The sequence below is a fragment of the Streptomyces sp. SID5469 genome (genome assembly GCF_009862865.1).
GTDB lineage: Bacteria > Actinomycetota > Actinomycetes > Streptomycetales > Streptomycetaceae > Streptomyces > Streptomyces avermitilis.
On record NZ_WWIN01000001.1, the window covers coordinates 276,383 to 296,904 of the forward strand.

At 69.1% G+C, this 20,522-nt stretch carries 16 protein-coding genes and 5 pseudogenes; 11 read left to right on the top strand and 10 right to left on the bottom strand.

What is annotated here, in order from left to right; translation table 11 throughout:
• Positions 1-177: 177 nt before the first annotated feature.
• Together GTY58_RS01220 and GTY58_RS01225 are read left to right on the top strand one after the other, a co-directional pair.
• A pseudogene (locus GTY58_RS01220) lies at positions 178-330 on the top strand (cold shock domain-containing protein); the annotation flags it as partial.
• Between the two features lie 5 nt (positions 331-335).
• Positions 336-2,062: pseudogene (locus GTY58_RS01225) on the top strand (SpoIIE family protein phosphatase).
• 25 nt (positions 2,063-2,087) lie between these two features.
• Here GTY58_RS01225 and GTY58_RS41470 read toward each other — a convergent pair.
• The 3 genes from GTY58_RS41470 to GTY58_RS01240 all read right to left on the bottom strand — a co-directional run bounded on the left by GTY58_RS41470 (position 2,088) and on the right by GTY58_RS01240 (position 3,519).
• The gene (locus GTY58_RS41470) at positions 2,088-2,621 is read right to left on the bottom strand and encodes a hypothetical protein (protein ID WP_154696704.1); all 534 of its coding nucleotides are present in this window, start codon (positions 2,619-2,621) and stop codon (positions 2,088-2,090) included.
• Between the two features lie 263 nt (positions 2,622-2,884).
• Positions 2,885-3,265, bottom strand: coding sequence for a hypothetical protein (locus tag GTY58_RS01235; protein WP_174514675.1), 381 nt, complete (start codon positions 3,263-3,265; stop codon positions 2,885-2,887).
• Positions 3,262-3,519 (bottom strand): hypothetical protein, encoded by a 258-nt coding sequence (locus GTY58_RS01240; protein ID WP_037653012.1) that lies wholly within the window; start codon positions 3,517-3,519, stop codon positions 3,262-3,264. The genes GTY58_RS01235 and GTY58_RS01240 overlap by 4 nt, the downstream gene beginning before the upstream one ends.
• 162 nt (positions 3,520-3,681) lie before the next feature.
• Between GTY58_RS01240 and GTY58_RS01245 the strand changes: the two genes are divergently transcribed.
• A complete protein-coding gene (locus GTY58_RS01245; protein ID WP_137951555.1) occupies positions 3,682-3,864 on the top strand; it encodes a hypothetical protein in 183 nt (60 codons plus the stop codon).
• Between the two features lie 95 nt (positions 3,865-3,959).
• On the opposite strand, the gene GTY58_RS40075 is transcribed toward GTY58_RS01245, so the two are convergent.
• The gene (locus GTY58_RS40075) at positions 3,960-4,214 is read right to left on the bottom strand and encodes a hypothetical protein (RefSeq protein WP_237528689.1); all 255 of its coding nucleotides are present in this window, start codon (positions 4,212-4,214) and stop codon (positions 3,960-3,962) included.
• A gap of 1,331 nt (positions 4,215-5,545) precedes the next feature.
• Here GTY58_RS40075 and GTY58_RS01255 point away from each other — a divergent pair.
• Positions 5,546-5,860, top strand: coding sequence for a MerR family transcriptional regulator (locus GTY58_RS01255; protein WP_010981680.1), 315 nt, complete (start codon positions 5,546-5,548; stop codon positions 5,858-5,860).
• Positions 5,861-6,022: 162 nt separating this feature from the next.
• Positions 6,023-6,181 (top strand): hypothetical protein, encoded by a 159-nt coding sequence (locus GTY58_RS01260; RefSeq protein WP_154696705.1) that lies wholly within the window; start codon positions 6,023-6,025, stop codon positions 6,179-6,181.
• A 265-nt stretch (positions 6,182-6,446) separates the two neighbouring features.
• On the opposite strand, the gene GTY58_RS01265 is transcribed toward GTY58_RS01260, so the two are convergent.
• The gene (locus GTY58_RS01265) at positions 6,447-7,121 is read right to left on the bottom strand and encodes a LysE family translocator (RefSeq protein WP_010981681.1); all 675 of its coding nucleotides are present in this window, start codon (positions 7,119-7,121) and stop codon (positions 6,447-6,449) included.
• Between the two features lie 101 nt (positions 7,122-7,222).
• Positions 7,223-7,632: pseudogene (locus tag GTY58_RS40080) on the bottom strand (diaminobutyrate--2-oxoglutarate transaminase); the annotation flags it as partial.
• Here GTY58_RS40080 and GTY58_RS39300 point away from each other — a divergent pair.
• Together GTY58_RS39300 and GTY58_RS01280 are read left to right on the top strand one after the other, a co-directional pair.
• Complete coding sequence (locus GTY58_RS39300) at positions 7,544-7,963, top strand: hypothetical protein (protein WP_162604334.1); 420 nt, start codon at positions 7,544-7,546, stop codon at positions 7,961-7,963. The pseudogene GTY58_RS40080 and the gene GTY58_RS39300 sit on opposite strands and share 89 nt — an antisense overlap.
• Before the next feature lie 83 nt (positions 7,964-8,046).
• A complete protein-coding gene (locus GTY58_RS01280; protein WP_010981683.1) occupies positions 8,047-10,263 on the top strand; it encodes an NACHT domain-containing protein in 2,217 nt (738 codons plus the stop codon).
• Positions 10,264-11,078: 815 nt separating this feature from the next.
• Here GTY58_RS01280 and GTY58_RS01285 read toward each other — a convergent pair.
• Both GTY58_RS01285 and GTY58_RS01290 read right to left on the bottom strand, forming a co-directional pair.
• Positions 11,079-11,393 carry a hypothetical protein gene (locus tag GTY58_RS01285; RefSeq protein WP_010981684.1) on the bottom strand — a complete coding sequence of 105 codons (315 nt, stop codon included), beginning with the start codon at positions 11,391-11,393 and terminating at the stop codon, positions 11,079-11,081.
• Between the two features lie 397 nt (positions 11,394-11,790).
• Positions 11,791-12,144, bottom strand: a complete 354-nt coding sequence (locus GTY58_RS01290; protein WP_137951551.1) for a hypothetical protein — start codon at positions 12,142-12,144, stop codon at positions 11,791-11,793.
• Between the two features lie 163 nt (positions 12,145-12,307).
• Between GTY58_RS01290 and GTY58_RS01295 the strand changes: the two genes are divergently transcribed.
• Positions 12,308-15,778 carry a tetratricopeptide repeat protein gene (locus tag GTY58_RS01295; RefSeq protein ID WP_037652988.1) on the top strand — a complete coding sequence of 1,157 codons (3,471 nt, stop codon included), beginning with the start codon at positions 12,308-12,310 and terminating at the stop codon, positions 15,776-15,778.
• 807 nt (positions 15,779-16,585) lie between these two features.
• Here the strand turns inward: GTY58_RS01295 and GTY58_RS01300 are convergent.
• Positions 16,586-17,353, bottom strand: a pseudogene (locus GTY58_RS01300) (MMPL family transporter); the annotation flags it as partial.
• A 155-nt stretch (positions 17,354-17,508) separates the two neighbouring features.
• On the opposite strand from GTY58_RS01300, the gene GTY58_RS01305 reads away from it, so the two are divergent.
• The 3 genes and pseudogenes from GTY58_RS01305 to GTY58_RS01315 all read left to right on the top strand — a co-directional run.
• Complete coding sequence (locus tag GTY58_RS01305; RefSeq protein ID WP_202497609.1) at positions 17,509-18,228, top strand: ABC transporter ATP-binding protein; 720 nt, start codon at positions 17,509-17,511, stop codon at positions 18,226-18,228.
• Positions 18,229-18,529: 301 nt separating this feature from the next.
• Complete coding sequence (locus GTY58_RS01310; RefSeq protein ID WP_010981689.1) at positions 18,530-18,862, top strand: NUDIX domain-containing protein; 333 nt, start codon at positions 18,530-18,532, stop codon at positions 18,860-18,862.
• Positions 18,863-19,418: 556 nt separating this feature from the next.
• Positions 19,419-20,156 (top strand): annotated as a pseudogene (locus GTY58_RS01315) (IS5 family transposase); the annotation flags it as partial.
• Here the strand turns inward: GTY58_RS01315 and GTY58_RS01320 are convergent.
• Positions 20,091-20,441, bottom strand: coding sequence for a transposase family protein (locus GTY58_RS01320; RefSeq protein ID WP_338059012.1), 351 nt, complete (start codon positions 20,439-20,441; stop codon positions 20,091-20,093). The pseudogene GTY58_RS01315 and the gene GTY58_RS01320 sit on opposite strands and share 66 nt — an antisense overlap.
• Positions 20,442-20,522 lie beyond the last annotated feature (81 nt).

Here is a 20,522-nt window from a genome sequence, read left to right on the forward strand (position 1 = left end):
TCAGGAGCTGAGCCATGACGCGGGCGAGATTCATCCCCCCGGGGTGAGGGCAGGGGAACGAAGCGGATTTCGCCGTGCCGGTGCGGAAAAAGGCAAGTGCCGGGGCCGCTTCGTTGGGCTGTGGTCGGCGCGCGTCACATGTCCGCGCCATGGCACCGACGTTAGGAAGTGGGACCGGTGGCAACAGGCACGGTGAAGTCGTTCGACGAGGACAAGGGGTACGGCTGCATCAGCCAGGACGATGGCGGCGCGGACGGGGGCGTGCACTTCTCGGTCGTCCAGAGCAACGGATTCAGGAAATTGGAGAAGAACCAGCGGGTGGGGTACGAAGAACCATGGACATATCCGGCACCGACACGGGAGATTCCCCCGCGCCCGGCCCCCAGACGTCCTCTGGCGCCCTGCTTGGTGCAACGCTGGAGGACGTGCAGACGGCTGTCGTTGCCGTCGATGACGATGGACTCATCGTCTCGGCCAACGGCGCGGCCCAGAGCATGCTGGGCCGCAGCTTCGAGGAACTCGTCGGGCAGGACTTCCACGACCTGCTGCACCGCGACAGCTACGGGCATGCCACGCCCCGCACGCGCTGTCAGCTGAGAGACGCGCTTCTCGCCGGGAGAACCGAGCACGGCGACTCGGAGTGGTTCGCCCGCGGGGACGGCACGCTCGTCCGGCTGTCCTGGCTCGTCGCGCCTTTCTCCTCCGAGTCGGAGGGGGCGGGTGCGCTGATGCTGTTGTACGGATCGAATCGGGGTGTATCGGACGAGGGCGACGATGAGGTCCCCGCACCGCTGACGGAGCTGGACCGCCTGGCCCTGCTGGCGGAGACGACCACTCAGCTGACGTCCACCTTGGATGTGGACGAGGCAATGCGCCGGCTGGCGGCCCTGACGGTGCCCCGGCTTGCGGACTGGGCGGTGATCGATCTGCTCACCGAACGAGACGAGGTTCGACGCGCCTTGGTGACGGAGCACAAGGACGGAATCCTGGTCGGGCGGGAGGACCTGCAAGGACCCATGCCCCCCGTGCCGGAGGAGTCCCCCATGCCCCTGTCGCGGGCTCTGCGCGGCGCCGCGTCCTCTCTTGCCGGCCCTGCCACCTATCAGGGCCCGCCCGATTCCGGAATCGCGGTCGAACAGGGCCGCTTGTTCAGCGAGACGGGCATGCACTCCGCTGTCATCGCGCCCATCCGAGGTCTGCGCGACGTGCTCGGAGCCCTGACCCTGGGACGCTCGACACGTCCTGACGCCTTCACCGCCGCCGATCTGCCGCTGCTGGAGGACATCACCCGCCGGGCCGGCCTGGCGCTGGACAACGCGCGTCTGTACCAGCGCCAGCGCAAGGTCGCCGAAACCATGCAGCGCCACCTGCTGCCCCAGCTCCCCACCGTGCCCGGGGTGGGCATGACGGCGCGGTACGTACCCGCTCCGCACGCCTCCTCCGTCGGCGGTGACTGGTACGACGCCTTCGCCCTGACCGACAACTCCCACGCCCTGGCCTCGGCGACGTTGTCGGGCACGACCTCGACGCCGCAGCCGGCATGGCGCAGATCCGCAACATGCTGCGCGCCTTCACATGGTCCCAGCCCCAGGCCACGCCCAGCGCCGTCGTCACCCAGCTCGACGACGCCGTGAAGCACATAGCCGAGGTCCCCATGGCGACCATGATCCTGGCCACGCTCACTCTTGGCGACGACGAGCTGTGGCAACTGCGCTGGACGAACGCCGGCCACCCTCCTCCGCTGCTGGTCAGCCATGACGGTCGTGCCCGCTACCTCACCGACGCCCACGGCATTCTGCTCGGTACCGGGACGATCCGGCCTCGCCCCGACGTCTTCACCGTCCTGCCGCCCCGCACCACCGTCCTGCTCTACACCGACGGCCTGGTCGAGTCACCCCACCACTCCATCGACCACGGACTGGAACGGTTGCGCCGACACGCCGCCTCTCTTGCCCACCGCCCTCTGGATTCCTTCTGCGACCTGCTGCTGGAGCGGGTCCGCCCCAGCGACAACGACGACGACGTCGCCATGCTGGCGCTGCGCACGCCCACTCGTGCATAGCCCGGAGGCCACGATCAGCCCGTAGCTACGCCCTGTCACCCGTTCGGACCTCTTGCGCGTGCCCATCACCGGGGAGAGTGTGCGAGGGCACGGAGGAGCAGCAGAAGTGGTCCTTGAGGACTACGACATCTTCTACTTCGACAGCTCCGATCTGCCCTGGGAAGCGCAAGACGCGGTGATCCCAGCTGGGCAGGAGCTGTTCGACGGGGTGCCGGCCGAGGTGGAGGGCGGTCCGCCCCGCGCCCGGCTGGAACTGGGTCGCCGCGACGCCGTCGGCGAGGCCGAACTCTCCGGTGACGCCGGTTTCGCAGAACAAGGCGTCGTCGTGCTGAATCCCGCGCGGCCACAGATTCTCGCCGTCCCCCTCGTCGACCACGACGGGCCCGGCCGCCTCAAGGAAGTGCGTGAACCAGGCGAAGGGCCGCTCGTCGCGATCGACATCGCCGCCGATGACCGCGGGCAGCGCCGACCAGGGGTAGACGGCCCGGGATCCGGGAACGGTGTTGCCCTCTTCGTCGACGGCAGGCCCGAAGGCGCCGATGCGGAGACCAAGGCCCATGCAGGCGGCGCAGTAGCAGTGCGGCCGGACGTAGTTGCTCCGGTGCCCCTGCACGGACCACCGGGGCCAGTGATTGGTACGTGGCAGTCATCCTGTCTTCTTCTGCGCGCGCACCGTCCGGGCGCAGGCCTGGCAGTTCGTCGGGATGCGTCCGTGGGCGGCGATCATCCGCTCGTAAGCGTCCCGGCGGGAGGGCATCCAGAAGTCGGCGAGGTCGGGGCGCCGTACCCGGAACCCCAGTTGGGCTGCTTCTGCTGCTGTGATCAGGGGGTGAGGTCCAGAACCCGGACCGGCTCCCCTTTCCACCGGTTGGGGGCGGTGGTGGCGATGATCGCGCCGTCGGGACGCTCCGGGGTGGGCTGCGCCGCGTACTGACTGTGCGCGGCAGCCCACGTCTTTTGCCGCGCGACGGCCAGGGCGGCGGCCAGGTCCAGATCGAGGACGGTGATGCCGGGAAGGGAAGCCAGGTGCTCGGCCGTGCCGGGCCGGGCGCGGTCGGCTTCGACCAACGCGCACGCCGGGGCGTACAGGAACCAGCCTGATTCAGCGTGGGCGCGGTGGATCAGACGGGAAGCAAGGACGTTGCCCTGGCCGGCTGCGGCCATCGCGGTGTCGTCCAGGACGATGTGCACAGCGTCGCTCACCGGCCGGTCGCCTGGGCCAGGCGCCGGTCCAGCACGCTGTCCAGGTCCTGCTCCTCGGCAGCGGTCGGCGCGTAGCCGTTCCACTCCTTCAACGCGGCCAGGGCCTTCTCCGCCCGCTCGGCCCGCTCGGCCGGAGTCAGCAGCGTCTCAGCGAGACGGGCGAGATACGCGCGCAGCGACAAGCCCTCCGCAGCAGCTATAGCGGCCAGCCGCTCCTTGGCTTCCTCGGGGATACGGACGTTGGCATCGGACATCATCGTGCTCCTTCCCATCCCCGCAAGGGTACGGGTACGTACCCGTACCCGTCATGTGACTGATTTAAGCCACAACCCTGTTGTCTGGCCGAATCCAGTGCAATGCTGTGACGGCGGTGATCTTCCAACCCCCGTGGAGGCCCCACCTCTAACCCCGCCCGCGTGCTGTCACCTGGGCGGGCCGCGCCGTCCCTCCCGACCCTCCCCACAGGAGGGCCGACACCTGCCAGAACGGCCCTCGGCCCGCCACGGACCGACTCCAACATCGTCGTTCTGGCCCTGGGCTGGGGCGCGTTCATCGGCGCCGGGATCATCGCCATGTACTTCCTCGGACACGCCCTCTGACTGAACGAGGAAGACCGCTGCGGCCGACACCAGCAAGGCCACAGCCAGCGAGGGAACCGGGCGGCCAGAGGCGGGCGCCTGAACCGGCGCTCCCCTCAGTCCGCAATGCGGCGTTCGTCGTCCAGGTGAGCCATGGCGTAGTCGCGTTCGTCGGGATGACGGGCCAGGCGTGCCATCACCCACGCGGTCCGGGCGTCCATCCCCTCACCGAAGTCGGCGGCCAGGCGCCGCGCCTGCCACGTCGTGCGCGGGGCGAGCACCCACTGCACGAGCGGGAACCGGACCCGGCCGGTGCCTGCCCCGTCAGGGGAGTGCTCGGAGGGGAGATCAGGGGTGTTCGGGGCAGGCACGATCGCGAGTCTGGCGACGGACCCGTCGACGTCGGTGGTCTTCGGGCCGGAGATCACCGAAATGGGCGGCGTCGGAGCCCGGCGGTTGACGCCTGCTGGGGCCCGCACGGTGCGCCAAGCGAGCGACGCAGCGGCGACTGCACGCGCAGCGGACCTGTTGAACTTGTATGCCGTCCTCACGCCCACGCCGCCGCTCGCCGCGGCCGCCAGCCGTCACCCGCCCCCACGCCCCGCTGACCGGCGATCGTCCGACGGCACAAGGATCGGCACCCACCTGCACGGCACCCCGGCACCGGAGCCCGACACCTCGCACCCGCCCCTCAGCACACCCCTACCAGCCCCGGCCCGGCCTGACCCCATATCAGGTTTCCCGTCCTGCGCCCCGCCCGCCGCTCCCGGCAGTGCGGGGTGCAGTCTGTCTGTCCAACGCGACCTGGAGGACCTGCTCGTGCTCATCCCCCGCCCGCGCCGCCGGACCGGCCGGCCTCGCCCCAGCGACCCGGTCCCCGCTGTCGGAGCCGCTTGCCCCGTCGCTGTGCGAGGGCGATTACCTCACCCGTCGAACATGCAAAATCTATGTTGGCCGGAGTAGACATTGGGTGGTGGCGTGGTTATGGTTTCTCTCGTAGCCAAGAGAGACCGCAGGGCCTGGCAGAGACGAACTGCCGGGCAGCAGTACCCGTAGTTGCAGTTCGCAGGACGGTGCGGTGGTGGAGTTTCGAAGCCAGGTTGTTGGAGGACGGCGACGGGACTGACGACCGGACCGGGTGGCCCGCAGTGATCAGGGGCCGCCGTGAGCAGTACCGCAGTGGCAGTACCCGCAAGTGCAGTTCGCAGTACCCAGCAGTGAAGTCAGTGAGCAGCACCTCGGTGAAGGCGTCGGCTGCGGACGCGCGCACCGGGAGGTTCGGCAGTGGGGTTCTAAGCCAGAGCAGACGCAAGACGGGCGACGGGGCTGGCTGCCGAAGAGCGGCGCTGTCACAGGCCACTGAGCAGTCCCCATCACCAGTAGTACGCAGTACCAGCAGTACCAGCAGTACGCAGTACCCCGCATAAAGAGCAGTTGATCACCGAGGGAAGAACGGAGGAGCCAGACGCCATCAGGATCGCCCGGGCCGAAATCTTGAGCCCGGGTACCGCAGGACATCGATAGTGAGGTGGTCTCCGGTCAAGCAACCGCGATCCCCGCACCCCCGACAGCAACTCGGTCGGGTCAGCGGAAACAGAAAGCCGGCGCAGTACCAGGGCCGGCAGATGGTGTAGCAGTTCCTTCGGGGCCCTGGTGCCAGTACGGCACCAGGGCCCCTCCACGCGTTCCACAGAGAGGTGCAATGACAGCAGACGACTCGCACAACCGACTCGAGGACGACGACTACCCCGCCTACACCATGGGCCGGGCCGCCGAACTGCTCGGCACCACCCAGGGCTTCCTCCGCGCCATCGGCGACGCCCGCCTCATCACCCCGCTCCGCTCCCCAGGCGGCCACCGCCGCTACTCCCGCTACCAGCTGCGCATCGCCGCCCGCGCCCGCGAACTCGTCGGCCACGGGACCCCCATCGAGGCCGCCTGCCGCATCATCATCCTCGAAGACCAGCTCGAAGAAGCCCAGCGCACCAACGCCGAATACCGCCGCACCGCCGAATGAGCGCACCCAACGGCCGCAGCTCAAGCCTGCAACTCCCCCAGGAACTTCACGAATGCCACCCACACATGCTGCCCGGGACGCAAAGCGTTCCGGGCAGCTTCGTCCTCTACGGCCCTGGAGCCGGCAGTGATCTACGCACGGAGAGTCACTCGTGGAGGCGCGGTGACGTCAGCTGGAGGAACCCGGTGCTGCGGCATCGACACCGAGGACGTCCTCCTGGAGGCCCTCGCCGAGCCGCGGCCGCTCTCCGCACATCGACTGCCTGCTCGACTGCACCAGGGTGAAGACCGTCCGCGCATCGGCGGCCGCATCGGCGCCTGACGGTAGCGGGCCCCGGGACGGCCGCAGCATCGGCTAATGCGCGTCGGCCGCCCCGGGCACTCCCATTCTCCGTCACCGGCGCGTGGCCACCCGGCCCGCGGTTCCTCGCGACCCGCACGACGTCCTGGCGGAACTCTTCCGGATAAGGCTTGGGCACAGCGACATCCTTCCCACCCGCCTCACAGGGCAAGCCAGTTCAGATGTCACCCGATCGTGCAGCAGACCCGCGGCGGGGGCAGTGACCCGTCCCGGTCGGTCAGGAACCTCAGGCTGCCGCGGCGACACCGATGCCGATGGCGATGAACAGCCAGCCGGTCGTCAGTTCCCAGCCGTGGCGGACCTTCGGGCGGGCGAGGAACGCCCGTAGCCGCGCGGCGACGGCGACCAGGGCGAACCAGTAGGCGACGCCGATGACGATGTCCAGGGTGCCGAGGAAGAAGATCTGCCGCGAGGTCGAGCCGCCGCCGTGGACGAACTGCGGCAGGATGCTGAGGAAGAACAGCGCCGCCTTGGGATTGAGCACGTTGGTGAGGAAACCCTGGGTGAAGCCGGACCGCCAACGGCCGTGGGCCGGCGCCTCCTCCTCCGGAGTTCGCGGGTCAGTGCCGTCCTCCACGCCGCCGACCGCCTCCCGCCCAGCGGCCCGCTCACGGGCGGCCCGCCGCGCGGCCAGCACTGCCCGGACGCCCAGGTAGACGAGATAGGCCGCGCCCAGCAGCCTGATGGCGTCGTAGACCGCCGGGGAGCGGGCAGCGATCAGGGACAGTCCGACCGCGGCGGCGAGCATGTGCACGCACAGTCCGCTCTGGGCGCCCAGCGCCGCGGCCCGGCCCTTGGCGGGATGCTCGGTGGCCGACCTCACCACCACGAGGAAGTCCGGGCCGGGGACCACATACGCCACCAGTACTACGCCGAGGAAGCCGACGAGGTCGACCGACATCCGTTCTCCCTTTCGCCAGCCCCGCGGCCGTTCTTCGCCGGCCCCGTGGCCGGTTCGCCGCGCGAGGGTCGTGCACCAAGAGGTGCGGTGCCCAGCTCCGCTCAGGCCGCGAGGGCCCGCCTGCCGACCGTCGAGGCCACGGACTCGTCGAGTACCCCAAGGCCCAGTTCCAGTTGCTCGTCCGCCACGGTCACCGGCGGCAGGACCGTGGCCACCTCGTCGTTGGACCCGGCCGTCTCCAGCAGCAGGCCTCCCCGGTACGCCGCATCGCACACCTCGCGGGCCCGCGCCCGCACGGCCGAAGAGCAGCCCCCTCCAGCGCCCGGGCCCCGGTGAGGAACGCCGGGTTGTACCCGCGGAAGGCGCCGTTGTGCTCGCCGGGCTTCCACACGTCGTACTCGGGACGCAGCAGCGTGAGGGCCATGGGCATCCCGTACCCGCTGATGGACTTGGACAGGCAGACGATGTCGGGGACGATTCCGGCCGGCTCGAAGGAGAAGAACACCGGACCCCGTGGTCCGTTCTCCACACCGACCACACCCACCACCCCCTACCCGGCCCGACAGCCCCCGTCTCATGCGACCCTGCCGGGGAAGATCACCCGCGCAGCAGTCAGGCGCGCGTGGAACGAGATCGTCGCAGCCCTCGCCGATGAGGACTTCACCGTGGGCGATGAGCCGTTGCCGACAGGACTGGACAAGTCGGTGGCGTCGCTCTTGCCGGAGCCGATCTACATCCCGGCTGTGAAGGAGCTCAATGACGAGGTCAAAACCAGCTCAACGGCGACGTTCGGGGAACGGCGCCCTGACGGGAATGAGTTACGGCATGATTACTCGCTGTGAGACATGGCGGACGCGGGCGGGGCCCCAAGCGCGTGGGCATGCGCTACTTGTCATTGCTGGTATTTGGAGCGGGCGGAGCGTTAGTGCTGGCGCAGAGCTCCGGCCAGAGCGTGGCCGCAGTGGGGATGGGACTACTGACAGCGCTGGGAGGCTTCTATCTGGCCTGGAAGGCCTTCCAGCAGGACCGCGACCAAGTCACCGCCATGAGCCTGGGGACGGCTGTCGACCAGTTGGCGGAAGCGGTGAAGAAACAGTGGGACGCTGAGGCGTCGGTCCGCCGTTTGAACGACCCATACCCACTGCCGGTCGCCTGGCGGGCCGCTGATGCAGACCTGGTACAGCCCTGGACGTTGCTGGCCGACGTAGCGCGGGGCTGGCCCGGTGGTCCCCCCGGTGATCCCGCCCAATGGCCTACGGATGCCGCCGGGCTGGCGGGCGCTGATGCGCAGATCGGTGAGGTGTTTGCCCAGCGGGTACCCACCCGCCGCCTGGTCGTCCTCGGCGATCCCGGCTCCGGCAAATCCATGCTGCTCATCCGCCTGCTCCACGACCTGATCGCACAGCGACCCGACGATGGCCCGGTGCCGGTGCTGTTCTCCCTGGCCTCCTGGAACCCTACCCACCGACCCTTGCAGAGCTGGCTGGCCGACCAGCTAAGACACACCTACCCCGGTCTACGTGCCCCCGCCCCTTCGGCCGCGCCCCAGGCGGGCCAGATCGACTTGGCCCAGGCGCTGCTGGATACCCGGCGGATCCTGCCGCTCGTCGACGGCTTCGACGAGCTCCCTCCTGCCCTTCACGCGATAGCCCTCGACGCCCTCAACCAGGCCCTGCCCGCGAAACAACCCCTGGTGCTGGCCAGCCGCGCCGCCGCCTACCGGGAGGCACTGGCCCGGTCCGAAGTCCTGGTGCGACCGCTCAACGGCGCCGCCGGGATCCATCTGCTGCCCCTGCCCGCCGACCAGGCCGCAACCTACCTGCGCCATGACGCAGGCGGCGAGCACACCCCCGCCGCCGACCGCTGGAACAGCGTGGCCGCCCACCTGGGCACGAACACCCTCGTCGGGCAGGCCCTGAGCACCCCCCTGGGCCTCTTCTTGGCCCGCACCATCTACAACCCACGCCCCGATATCCTGGGCGCACCCGCCCCCGTCCCTCACCCGGACGAGCTGTACGACACCACCATCTTCCCCACCCGCGCCGCCCTCGATACCCACCTGTTCAACGCCTACATCCCCGCCGCCTACACCCGCCACCAACCGAACCCCCTCCGGTGGTCTCCATCCCAGGCCTACCGCACCCTGGTCTTCCTCGCCCGACACCTGGAGACCAACCGTAACGGCAGCCCGGACCTTGCCTGGTGGGAACTTCACCACGCCAACCCCGCGTACATCCGCCGCCTGACAGCTGGGCTCATGGTCGGGCTCGGGCCTGGGCTCCTGCTCGGGCTCGTGTACGGGGTCGGCCTCGGGCTCGCGGCCGGGATCGGGCTCGCGGCCGGTCTCACGTACGGACTTATAGGTGGTGGGCTTGGGTCCGCCCCCTCAAACATTCCAAGTACACGGCTACGTTGGTCGCGCCGCAGGTTCGCGGGCTGGCTCGGGGCCGGGCTTGCCCTCGGACTCGTGGGCGGACTCGCGTTCGGGCTCGGGATCGCGGGCGAACGCGGAGCCTGGCTCGCGACCGGGATCTTGCCCGGCGAGCACGGATTCGTGGGCTGGCTCGCGTTCGGGCTCGCGCTCGGACTCATTGCCGGACTCGCGTGCGGACTCACGTTCGGACTCACAGGCGAGAAGCCTGCCCTAACCACCATGATCGGCCCTGCGACACTACTCATCCAGGATCTCCGCACCTTCCTCGGAGGCGGGCTCGCGTACGGGCTCGGGGCCGGATTCGTGGGCGGATTCATAGGTTGGTTGGTGAGCTGGCTTGCATTCGGGGCTGAGGACGGACTCGCGTTCGGGCAGGCGTTCGGGCTCGCGTTCGGGCTCGGGGCCTCCCTTGAACAGACAGCATGGGGCGACTGGGTGATAGCCAAGGCTTATTTGGCAATGTGGCGCCGAGCGCCTTGGGATTTGATGACGTTCCTCCAGGATGCGCATCAGCATCGTGGTGTCCTGCGGCAGGTTGGGGCGGTGTACCAGTTCCGCCACCTGGACCTGCAACGCCACCTCGCCCAGCAACCCCGGTCCCTCCCCACCTACGCCGGGCAGCCCGATTCGCCATCTCGGCTCACTGGCGAACAAGCGCGGTCAATTCATCGCCGCGGAAACACCCGAACAGGAAGCCTGTTCGACTGACCAAGCCTCTCGAGCGGTAAGCAGATGGCTGCTCAGAGCTCCCCTTCTCCGGCGGTGCTGGGGGCGGCAAGCAAGGTGGCATAGACGTCTGTACGGACCTCGCGCTGAGTGGCGCGGGCCTAGACGGTGAAGGCCTGGCCAGCGACATTGAACTGGGGGCGAGAACCTGCCGGCGCGGTGATCCACTGCGAATAGCCCACGACGTAACCAGCATTGGCGGTCGCGAGGCGGCAGAAGCCGAACGAGGGTGGGCGGCAGGGCGGAAACCACACGTCGCGCGCGCCGATCTCGCCCGGCTCTCATGGACCGCCCGCGAGGCCGGGGCCGCGCGCCGGTCCGACAGGCGGTAAATGGGCCCTCCTCGGCAGGCCCCGCCGTCCCGGACAGACCGCGCAGGAGGCTCGCTGCCGTGCTCCCGCGTACCCCGGGTACCCGACGGATGCGGAAGCCGACCTCGTCCTGGCGGTGGCGCGGTCGTGCTCACCGTGCCCTTGGGCTGCGCCCGTTACTCGGCGGCCCACCAACTCGTGGGCCTGAGCGAAGCAAGGTTCACATGCGGCTCCCCGAGACCGCGCTGATCACGGTCGGCGCACTCGTCTCGGGCACGAGAGCCCTGTTCTGTGGGGCGTGTTGTGGGTGGGTGATCGCCGAGGACCTGGAGAAGATCAGCAGTCTCGCCACCCCCGCGGGCCATTACGGTGCCGACCCTGACGAAGATCCCGTGCGTGAGGCACTGGCTGTGCCGACTGGCCAGATGCGTGCTCAGTTGGGTGCGATGCCCCGTCCGCTGCCCAAGACCTCGAAGCCGCCGTCCGTCAGATTCCGGCGGCCTGCACTTGGGCGAAGGTGCCGACCTTCGCCGACCATGCCTGCTGATCCGGTACAGCACGCCAGCCGATCAGCGAGTCAGGGGTGACAGTGTCAGGCCAGATCACGTAGCCGAGCATGATGAGTTCGCACCCCGCCGCATGCGCGGCGTCGACCGGGAATGTCGGCCAGTCGGGCCAGTGTGAGAGGTGCTTCTCGGCGAGGGGCTCGAAGCCGTCATCCCGGACCACTTGCAGAAGATAGCCGCTGTCCGCGGCCTTGCAGATGGCAGTGAGATCACGGCGGCAGTTCTCAGTTGCCATGCCAGGACGCTAAAGGAAACGCCGTACTGGCGGAGCGTCGGGTACCGGCGTGGAGGCTGGTCAGCGCCCGCGGCGATCAGACCCCATCCGCCGAGTGCGGCGCTCGGCCGCTACTGACTTCGGCGTTCTAGGGTCTGTCGAGAGCGAGGCCCGTCCCAGGCAAGGAATCCGCCGGGGATGCCGGCCGGTACTGCAGTGCCTTGAGCCATCTACGGAGCAGAGTCTCCAACTCGCCGAGGGTGCGGGGCCGCCAGGTTGGCAAACCTCCGCATGATATGCGCCCATAGGCCCTGGGAGTCGATGGCTGGCGCAGTCAGGAGCGGACGCGCGCGCTGTTGGTCGTGGCAGCAGTGAAGCGCAATGCCGGTAAAGACCCCTGGGCCAAGCCGCCCGGAGGTCAGGAATTCCTCTGCACGATTGAGGAGTTGCTGATCGTGCCTCTGCCGGTTGCTTTGGCGATGGCCTCGGCGTTGTCGATGTTGACTTCCAGGTTCGACACTTCGGCTGCACTGCCGGTGGCTTCGATGCGCACTGCGGCGTCGGCGCCGTGGGCGACCCGGATGCGGTCGAGGTGGCCGCGACGCCGGGCTGTGAGCCGGGCAGTCGGCGGTGAATCCGACCGACCGTGTGCGGCGGAAGCCGCGGCTGCTGCGGCACCGGCGATGACGAGGACCACGGCCGCAGCGATCAGGGCCGGGCTCCACCGGGTGGTGACCAGGTTGGTCACCACCGCGGTGGCGGCGGACAGCACCGCTCCGACCGCCGCCGTGACCTTCGGACCTGGCATGTACATGGCCACCCCCTGTGATGGTCCGACGCGGCAATACACCAACGTGTCCGTCGCCGCAAAGGCACATCCGACATCTCAGTTACCGCCCTACCATCACGACCGATGGCCAGCGTGGAGTCCCACCTTGCCAGAGACTGTCACCGCTGGGGGGCCAACCACCGTGTCTCAGGTATTCACCGATCGCCGGGAGGCACTGGCCGCGGTCGAGCGGCTGACGGGCGAGAGCTCGCCGCTCCGGGTGCTCGTAGTGCAGGGTGTGTCCGGGACCGGCAAATCCACGCTGCTGCGCTACGTGCTGCACCACGGCCGGCGTGGCCTTCGTACGGTCCGGCTGGACGTGCTCGATGTGGTCCTGGCCCCGTTGCCGGTGGAAACCGACGTGGTGCTGCGCCTGGTGAGGTCCCTGGCCATCCAGCTGTCCACGGCCGGGCCCTGGTGGCGCCGACGCCGCCTGCGCCGGCAGGCCGAGCTTATCGGGGCGGAGCACCCCGCAACCATCACCATGATCGCCCGAGGGCACGGGCAGATCACCGGTGTCTCGGCGGTCGCCGACGGGGCCGCGCCTACCGCGCAACGCCGGGAGGCGTGGGTGCAGGCGATGCTGAGCATCGCCGCACGGGTGCGCCGCCCGGTTTTGCTGGTGGTGGATACAACGGAGTTGCTGTATGTGTTCGACGATGCCGCCCGAGAAGACCGGGCTCGCACGGCGATCGGCGTCGGAGACTGGTTCGTGCGGGACATGCTGGTCCGGCTGCTGGACGTGTCTGCCCGGCTGCGGGTGATCCTTGCGGGGCAGGACCAGCTGACGATGACGGGCCTGCCCGATTCGGCCTGGCAGGAGCTGGAACTTTCACCCTGGAGTCAGGACGACGTCGTCGACCACTTTGCCGCCTTGGGCCTGGGCCTGGAGCCGGCGCGACAGGCCTACATGATGTCCGGCGGAATGCCACTGATCGCAGCCGCCATCGCTGACCTTTGCCAGAGCGGAATCGGCGGTGAGGGCGCGTGGCTGGATCAGGCGGCGGGGCAGCCGACGTCGACCTGGCTGGTGGACAACATTCTGGGTCGGCTCTCGGCCGAGCAGCGCATGCTGGTACAGGCCGCCTGCGTGTTACGAGTCATCACCGAGCCCGCGCTGGCCCGCCTGGTGGCCGACACCCCGCTAAGCGCCGGCTGGTTCACTGCCCTGGCTCGCCACCAACTCTTACAGACCGCGCCAGCCACAAACCGGGCACCCCGTCTGGTGATGCACGCCACCATTCGGGGATGGCTGCTGGAGCACCTGGCCCGCGCCGACCGCGACCGGATCCCCGACCGCCGGCAGCTCCCGCGCTGGCACCGGGCCGCTGCCGAGTTCTACGCCGCCTTGGCCGAGGGGAGACTCTCTGCCGAGGAGATGTACCACCGCTTCGCCGCCGGAGACGCCGCTCCCACCAGATGCCGGCTATGGGAACAGGCCGTCCTGGCAGCCGTCACCGACGGCCGTCTCGGTGATGCGTTCACACTGGCCCAGACCGCGACTGTCGCGGCCGCCGAACCGGCCCAGCCGACCGTGCCCCACCCCGCGTTGGCACTGGCCTTCCATGCCCAGGCCCACATCGCGCTCTTGCAAGGCCACCTGCACCAGGCCGACCGTCTGGCCGCCGACGCCGACCGGCACTACCAGCAAGTGCCCGACACTTTCGGGCAGGCACAAGTGGCCTGGATGCGGGGCGAGCTGGCCTGGCGCGAGGACCGCTACGACGACGCCGCGGCTTTCTGGCGCCGCTCACTTCACACCCCTGGAGGCATCACCGAACCGGCCGACCGCGCCGACCTGGCTCTCGCATTAGCCCGTGCCGTCTGCTGCATCGGTGACCTGCCCGCCCTCGACACCGCCGTCGACACTGCACGCCATCTGGCCGCCGACGCCACCGCACCGGCTCCACATCCGACCGATACGACCGCTCACCGGCTCCCGATGATCCCGCTCACCCCCACCACTACGGCCCAGATCCGCCCCGTCACCCTGCTGCGTCTCCAAGCCACCGGCGCCTTCCTCACCAGCAACTATGCCCGCGCCGATGCCCTCATCACGCAGGGTGTCCGCCTGGCCGGCACACTCGGCGAACCCGGCAGGCACGAACAAGCCCTGCTCCACGCCGTGTACGCGAGTGCCGCGCTGCTGCGCGACGACCTCGACGCCGCCGAAGAGGCGCTGAAGCAGGGTCTACAGGCTGCCCGGAACTGTCCCAACGCTCGATGCCGTATCAACCTCCTGCTTCGGCAGGCGCGCCTGGCCCGAATCAGAGCCCAATCCGGCCCCGGTCTGCCCACACACCCGAACCCCGCACCAGCAGCGGTCCAGATCTCGCTGAAGGCCGCCACCGAAGCGGCCCACCAGCGCGCCCTCAGCGAGCGGTACGTCCAAGCCGCCCTCGACCTGGCCCTCGACCTCACCGACCGAGCCAGCCAAGCCGACGCACTGGACAACCTGGGATATGTCGCTCTTGACCGCGGGGACCTCAACACCGCCCATCAGCACCATGAGCAGGCCCTGACCCTCTACCAGCACACCGGAAACCGCCTCGGCCAAGCCCTCGCACTGAACAACCTGGGAAATGTGGCCCGTGAGCGCGGGGACCTGGACACTGCCGAACAGCACCACAACCAAGCCCTGACCTTGTACCGGCAGGCCGGCAGCCGATTCGGCCAGGCCAGCGCACTAGACAGGCTGGGGATGGTTGCCAAGGAGAGCGGGGACCTGGACAACGCCGAGCAGCACCACAACCAAGCCCTGAACCTCTACCAGCAGATCGGCCACCGCTCCGGCCAGGTCGCCGCACTCGGCAATCTGGGGAACGTCGCCCGGGACCGCGGAAAGCCGGAGAGCGCCAAGCAGTACTACGAGCAGGCAATGGCCTCCTTCCAGCAGATCGGCGACCGCTCCGGCCAGGCCACCGCGCTGGACCATCTGGGGAAGCTGGCCCGGGACCGTGGGGACCTGGACACCGCCGAGCAGCACCACAACCAGGCCCTGGCCCTGTTTCAACAGATCGGCCACCGCTCCGGCCAGGCCACCGCGCTGGACAACCTGGGACATGTAGCTGAAGACCGCGGGGACCTGAACACCGCCATGCAGCATTTCGAGCAATCCCTGGCCCTCGAACGGCAGACCGGCGACCGCCTCGGCCAGGCACACGCACTGGACAACCTAGGGCACCTGGCCTGGTGCCGTAGGGACCTGGACACCGCCGAGCAGCACCACAACCAAGCCCTGGCCCTCTACCGGCAGACCGGCAGCCGACCCGGCCAAGCCACGGCGCTAATGGGTCTGGGGAGCGTTGCCCGCGGTCGCCGGGACCTGGTCACCGCCAAGCAGCGCTACGAGCAGGCATTGACCCTCTACCAACAGACCAGCAATGCCTCCGGCCAGGCCGCTGCGCTGAACAACCTGGGGATGGTCGCTCAGGACCGCGCGGACCTGAACACCGCCAAGCAGCTCTACGAGCAGGCCCTCGCCCTGTACCGGCAGACCGGCCACTACCCCGGCGAGCAGCAGGTCCTGCGCTTCATCAACCAGCTCGACGGTCTCGCCCCGCCTTCGGGCCCATGACGGCGCCTGTACGAGTTAGGTGTGGACCTGCCCCAGATGCAGTGGCAGGCACGGGAGTTGAGCTGGTTGGTCACCAGGGTGGTGGCGTGTTCGATGTCGTCGCGGTTGGCGAATGACCGGCCGACGAGGACGGCTTTGGGGAAGATGCGCTACCAGCCGATCGGCTTCACCCCGCCAATCCTGCCTCCGCTAGCAACGGCCGCTTGGTCATGAACGTGCTGCCTACGTCTATAGAGCCGCGGTTGCTCCTTTGCAAAACAGCGGCTGAGCACACGCGGCGGGAATCTGCTCGCGTGCGGTGTACTGGACAGCAGCAGGTTCCCCAGTGCCGGCTTAGACATTGTGCCGACAGACCGCTACGCAGACGGTGGCCAGCCACGGCCATGCTGCCGTCACCTGGATGAGGGTGCCGTTCGGGCCGCCCACCGTCCTGACTGCCAGCTCGGCTCCCGCGATCCGGAAGCAGCGGACGTCGGTGACGTCAACGCGGCCCCGGCATGCCCTTCGGCCCCGAAATCGCCATCGACGCAAGCGCACCACCTCTGGACCGGCTGGTCGCTTTCACCGGCCGCGACCCCGCTTGGGCGCCCCCCGTCAGCTGCGCTGATGAGCGCCTGCGGCGTCGTCCTCGCTTGACGGACCGGCGGGGCGGGCGGCAGCTGCCGCCCGCCCCGCCGGAGCCGCCCGCCCTGGATCATCCGCACGCCGAGAACGGCCGGGGGCGCTGCCTCGTCAGCAGGCTCGCGGCCCGCTGAGCGGTGTCGCCCCAGCCGGACTCCGCGCAGGGCAGGACGCTGTGGGCCGGGGTCAACCCCGTGAGACTGCGGGTTCGGGCTCGGCAGCGGACTCGGGCGCGCTTTCGCTGAGGCCGAACCGGCCGTGGAATCTGCGCAGGAAGCCGGGCGCGTACCAGGCCGAGTCGCCGAGCAGGCGCATCGCGGCGGGAACGAGCACACCACGGATGGCGACAGCGTCGATCAGGATCGCCAGTCCGCTGCCGAGACCGAACATCTGCATGAAACTGAGCTTGGCCGTACCGAAGGCGAAGAAGCTCACCGCGAGCAGGCAGGCGGCGGCGGTGACGATGCGCCCGGTGTGCCCGAGGCCGTTGGTGACGGCGGACTCGGTGTCCTCGCCCGGGGCGTGGAGTTCCTTGATCCGGCTGGTGACGAACACCTCGTAGTCCATCGAGAGACCGAAGACGATGCAGAACATCAGCACGGTCATCGACATCTCCATCGGCTGCGCCGTGAAGCCGAGCAGGGAGGAGAGATGGCCGTCCTGGAAGATCCGGGTCATGATGCCGAGCGTCGCCACCAGGGTGATCGCGTTCAGGGCCAGGGCGCGCAGCGGCTGCACCACGCTGCCGGTGAAGAGGAAGAGCAGGACGAAGGTGGTCACAACCACCAGGCCGATGGCGAGCGGGATCTGGCCGCTGATGGAGTGCTTGGCGTCGACCAGTTCGGCGTCGATGCCGCCCACCAGCGGGTGGGTGCCGGGGGGCGGGGTGAGCGCCCGTACGTCGCCGACCAGGCTCTGCGCCGCGTCGGACTTCGGCGTCAAGGAGCTGACGACGCTCGACCCTGTTCCTGGACGACTGGACCGTCTTCCTGCGCACCGCCCACGGCCTCCGGACGCACCGCGGCACGACCCTGGCCCCGGCGAAGGGTCCCACCGCCATCAGCGCCCGCAACGTCACCTACACCTACCCCGGTACCGCCGTACCCGCGCTGGCCGGGGTCGATCTCGAACTCAAGAGGGGCGAAGTCGTTGCCCTGGTCGGCGAGAACGGCTCCGGAAAGACCACCCTGGCCCACCTCCTGACCGGCCTGTACCTGCCCGACCACGGCACCGTGGAATGGGACCAGGTCGACCTCGCCACCGCCGACCCCCAGAGTGTGTGGAAGTCCGTCGCCATGGTCCCGCAGGACTACACCCGGTGGCCGCTGACCTGCCGCGAGAACATCACCCTCGGCATGCCCAGCGACGAAGGTGACGCCGCCGTACTCCGAGCAGCCGAGGAAGCGGGGGCGATGGCCGTCGTCGCGCACCTTCCCGACGGCCTGGACACCTCGCTAGCCCGCTCCTGGTGGGGCGGCCACGACCTCTCCGGAGGACAGTGGCAACGCATCGCCCTCGCCAGGGCCTTCCACAAGGACGCCCCCGTACTGATCCTCGACGAGCCGACCTCGGCTCTGGACGCCCGCATTGAGCACCAAGTGTTCTCCCGGCTGCGGGAGTTGTCTGCGGGCCGCACCGCGCTGTTCATCACACACCGTCTTGCCAACGCCCGCGTCGCCGACAAAGTCATCGTCCTGGAGAAGGGCGCGGTCGCGGAGAGCGGTACGTACGACGAACTCCTCCGGATCGACGGGCTCTTCGCCGAACTCCACCGGATGCAGGAAGGGGCGGAGAGGGACATCCCGACGCCGCGCACGACACGGATCTGATCCTTCCGCGCGACGCCGGGCAAGGTCCAGCCCGAGTCGGCGGCCTACCTGATGGACGGAGGCGTCGCCGTGCTGCTCTCGACAACAGCGCCTACACCCCATCGGACGTAGCGCGCCGAATCGCCGACGCCATCCCGGCTCTGCCGCTAGCGTCGGTCCCCTCCCCCGCCCCTTCGACCCCCAAGGAACATGAGCGGACAACCGGCAACACCCGTCATCGACATCCACGTCATCCTCCGCGACGGTGACAAGATCCTCTTCTCCCAGCGCGGCGGCCCGTAACGGCTACGGCCGGTGGCACATGCCTTCCGGCAAGCTCGACCAGGGCGATCCCCTGCCCGCCGGTGCTGCCCGCGAACTGTTCGAAGAGACCGGAATCACCGTCGCCCCGGGCCACCTCCGGCTCGTCCACGTCGTGCACCATCGCCAAGACGACGAGGTGGAACGGATCGGCTTCTTCTTCGAAGCCACGGACTGGCAGGGAGAACCCGTCAACCGGGAGCCGGACAAGTGCCTCGCCTTGACCTGGTTCACCGTGCACGAACTGCCCGACGGCATCATCGAGTACCCGCAGGCCGGACTGCGCGGATATCTCGACGAGACCGGTCCCCTCGTCGCACACAACTGGGAGTAGGAGACTCACCTTCAGCCTGACGTGATGTCCAGTGGTTCCCGCGTAGGCGGGGGGCCGCTGCCTGCACCCGAGCCGAGGCGGTCGCCCCGGGCAGCCAGCCGCCGTATCGCCTCGATCTCGCGCGCGGCCACCGGGGGCCCTCCCGGATTCGGGAGGGCCTCCATCCGGTGCCGTCTCAACCCGCCAGTGGACCAGCGGCACTCGACGGGGCGTCCCTGTTCGGCACCGCCCTGGTCGTCTCAGATCAGCCGCAAAAAAATCTTGGTTGTCGTGTCAAGAATCTGAGAAGCTGTTGCTTTATCGATCTTGGTGGGCGTGAGTTCGAGGTCGTCGACTCGGTCGGGTGATCTCGTGGCTGGCCGGGCATGAAAGCGGGGCCTCCCGCACAGCTCGTGGGTGTCGAATCCAACCGAGCAACAGGAGGCCCCTGGTGCTGCAGTCTTCCGTGCCAGCGTCGATGTCGTCCAACTCGGCGTCTCTGTCGTGTGATTGTCTCGCTCACCGGTTCGGGAACGCTGGGGACCGGCCGTACAGGCGACCGAAGTATCCGTCGGACATGAGCGACGCGGAGTGGGCCGTCGTACGTGACGCGATGCCGGTTCCCGGCTGGCTCGAGGGCCGCGGCGGGCAACCGGAGAGCTATTGCCACCGGCAGATGGTCGACGCGGTGCGCTATCTGGTCGCGGGCGGCATCACCTGGCGGGCGATGCCGGCGGACTTCCCCGCGTGGGACCGCGTTTATGCCTTCTTCCGGCGCTGGCGGGACAAGGGCCTGACCGCCGAGTTCCACGACCGGCTGCGTGACCGGGTCCGCCAGGCCGCGGGCCGGGATCTGGAGCCGACGGCGGGCATCATCGACGCGCAGTCGGTGAAGGCAGCCGCATCGGTGCCGGCCGTGACCAGGGGATTCGACGGCGGGAAGAAGGTCAACGGCCGTAAACGGCACATCGTGGTGGACACCCTCGGACTGCTGCTGGCCGTTATGGTGACCGCGGCCTCGGTCACCGACCGGGACGCGGGACAGACACTCCTGGCCCGGCTGCGCGAACGGCACTGGCGCGTCACGCGGGTGTGGGCCGACGGAGGCTACACCGGGCGCCTGGTCGACTTCGCCCGCGACGCCTGGCGGATCGCGCTGACCGTGGTCAGACGCAGCGACGACACCAGCGGTTTCACCGTGCTGCCGAAGAGGTGGCTGGTGGAGCGCACGTTCGCGTGGCTGATGCACTCACGCCGGCTGGCCCGCGACTACGAGACGCGCACCGACACCTCGGAGGCAGTGATCAAGTGGGCGATGAGCACAGTCATGAGGCGCAGCAGGCGCTCGCGCAGCGTTCTCCTCCTGGCCGGCGGCGCGTTCGCGCCCGGCGAGCCAACTTCCGACGGCTGTATCCAGCGCGTCGCCGTCGATGCGTTGGAGGACACGACGCACGGTGGCCTCGGCCGGGGCGACGGGGCCGCGGTCCGGCTCCCGGCATGGGCCACCGAGCCGGGCCAGGACGTTGGGCGGGGCGTCGGCGGCCCACTCCGCGATCGCGGCCAGGGACTTCGCTCCGGCCAGGACCGCGCACGCGGCCAGGGAGAGGACGAAGGCGAATGGGTTGAACCGGGATCCTTACTGTGCGCCAACGTACAGCGAACATCCCCTGCGTACCCTGGC

Excerpts from the sequence above, each read along its gene's own strand:
- GTY58_RS01240 (WP_037653012.1), bottom strand. The coding sequence starts at position 3,519 with ATGTCCGATGCCAACGTCCGTATCCCCGAGGAAGCCAAGGAGCGGCTG.
- GTY58_RS01265 (WP_010981681.1), bottom strand. The coding sequence starts at position 7,121 with ATGTCGGTCGACCTCGTCGGCTTCCTCGGCGTAGTACTGGTGGCGTAT.
- GTY58_RS01285 (WP_010981684.1), bottom strand. The coding sequence starts at position 11,393 with ATGGCAACTGAGAACTGCCGCCGTGATCTCACTGCCATCTGCAAGGCC.
- GTY58_RS39300 (WP_162604334.1), top strand. The coding sequence starts at position 7,544 with ATGGGCATCCCGTACCCGCTGATGGACTTGGACAGGCAGACGATGTCG.
- GTY58_RS41470 (WP_154696704.1), bottom strand. The coding sequence starts at position 2,621 with ATGGGCCTTGGTCTCCGCATCGGCGCCTTCGGGCCTGCCGTCGACGAA.
- GTY58_RS01310 (WP_010981689.1), top strand. The coding sequence starts at position 18,530 with ATGCCTTCCGGCAAGCTCGACCAGGGCGATCCCCTGCCCGCCGGTGCT.
- GTY58_RS01255 (WP_010981680.1), top strand. The coding sequence starts at position 5,546 with ATGACAGCAGACGACTCGCACAACCGACTCGAGGACGACGACTACCCC.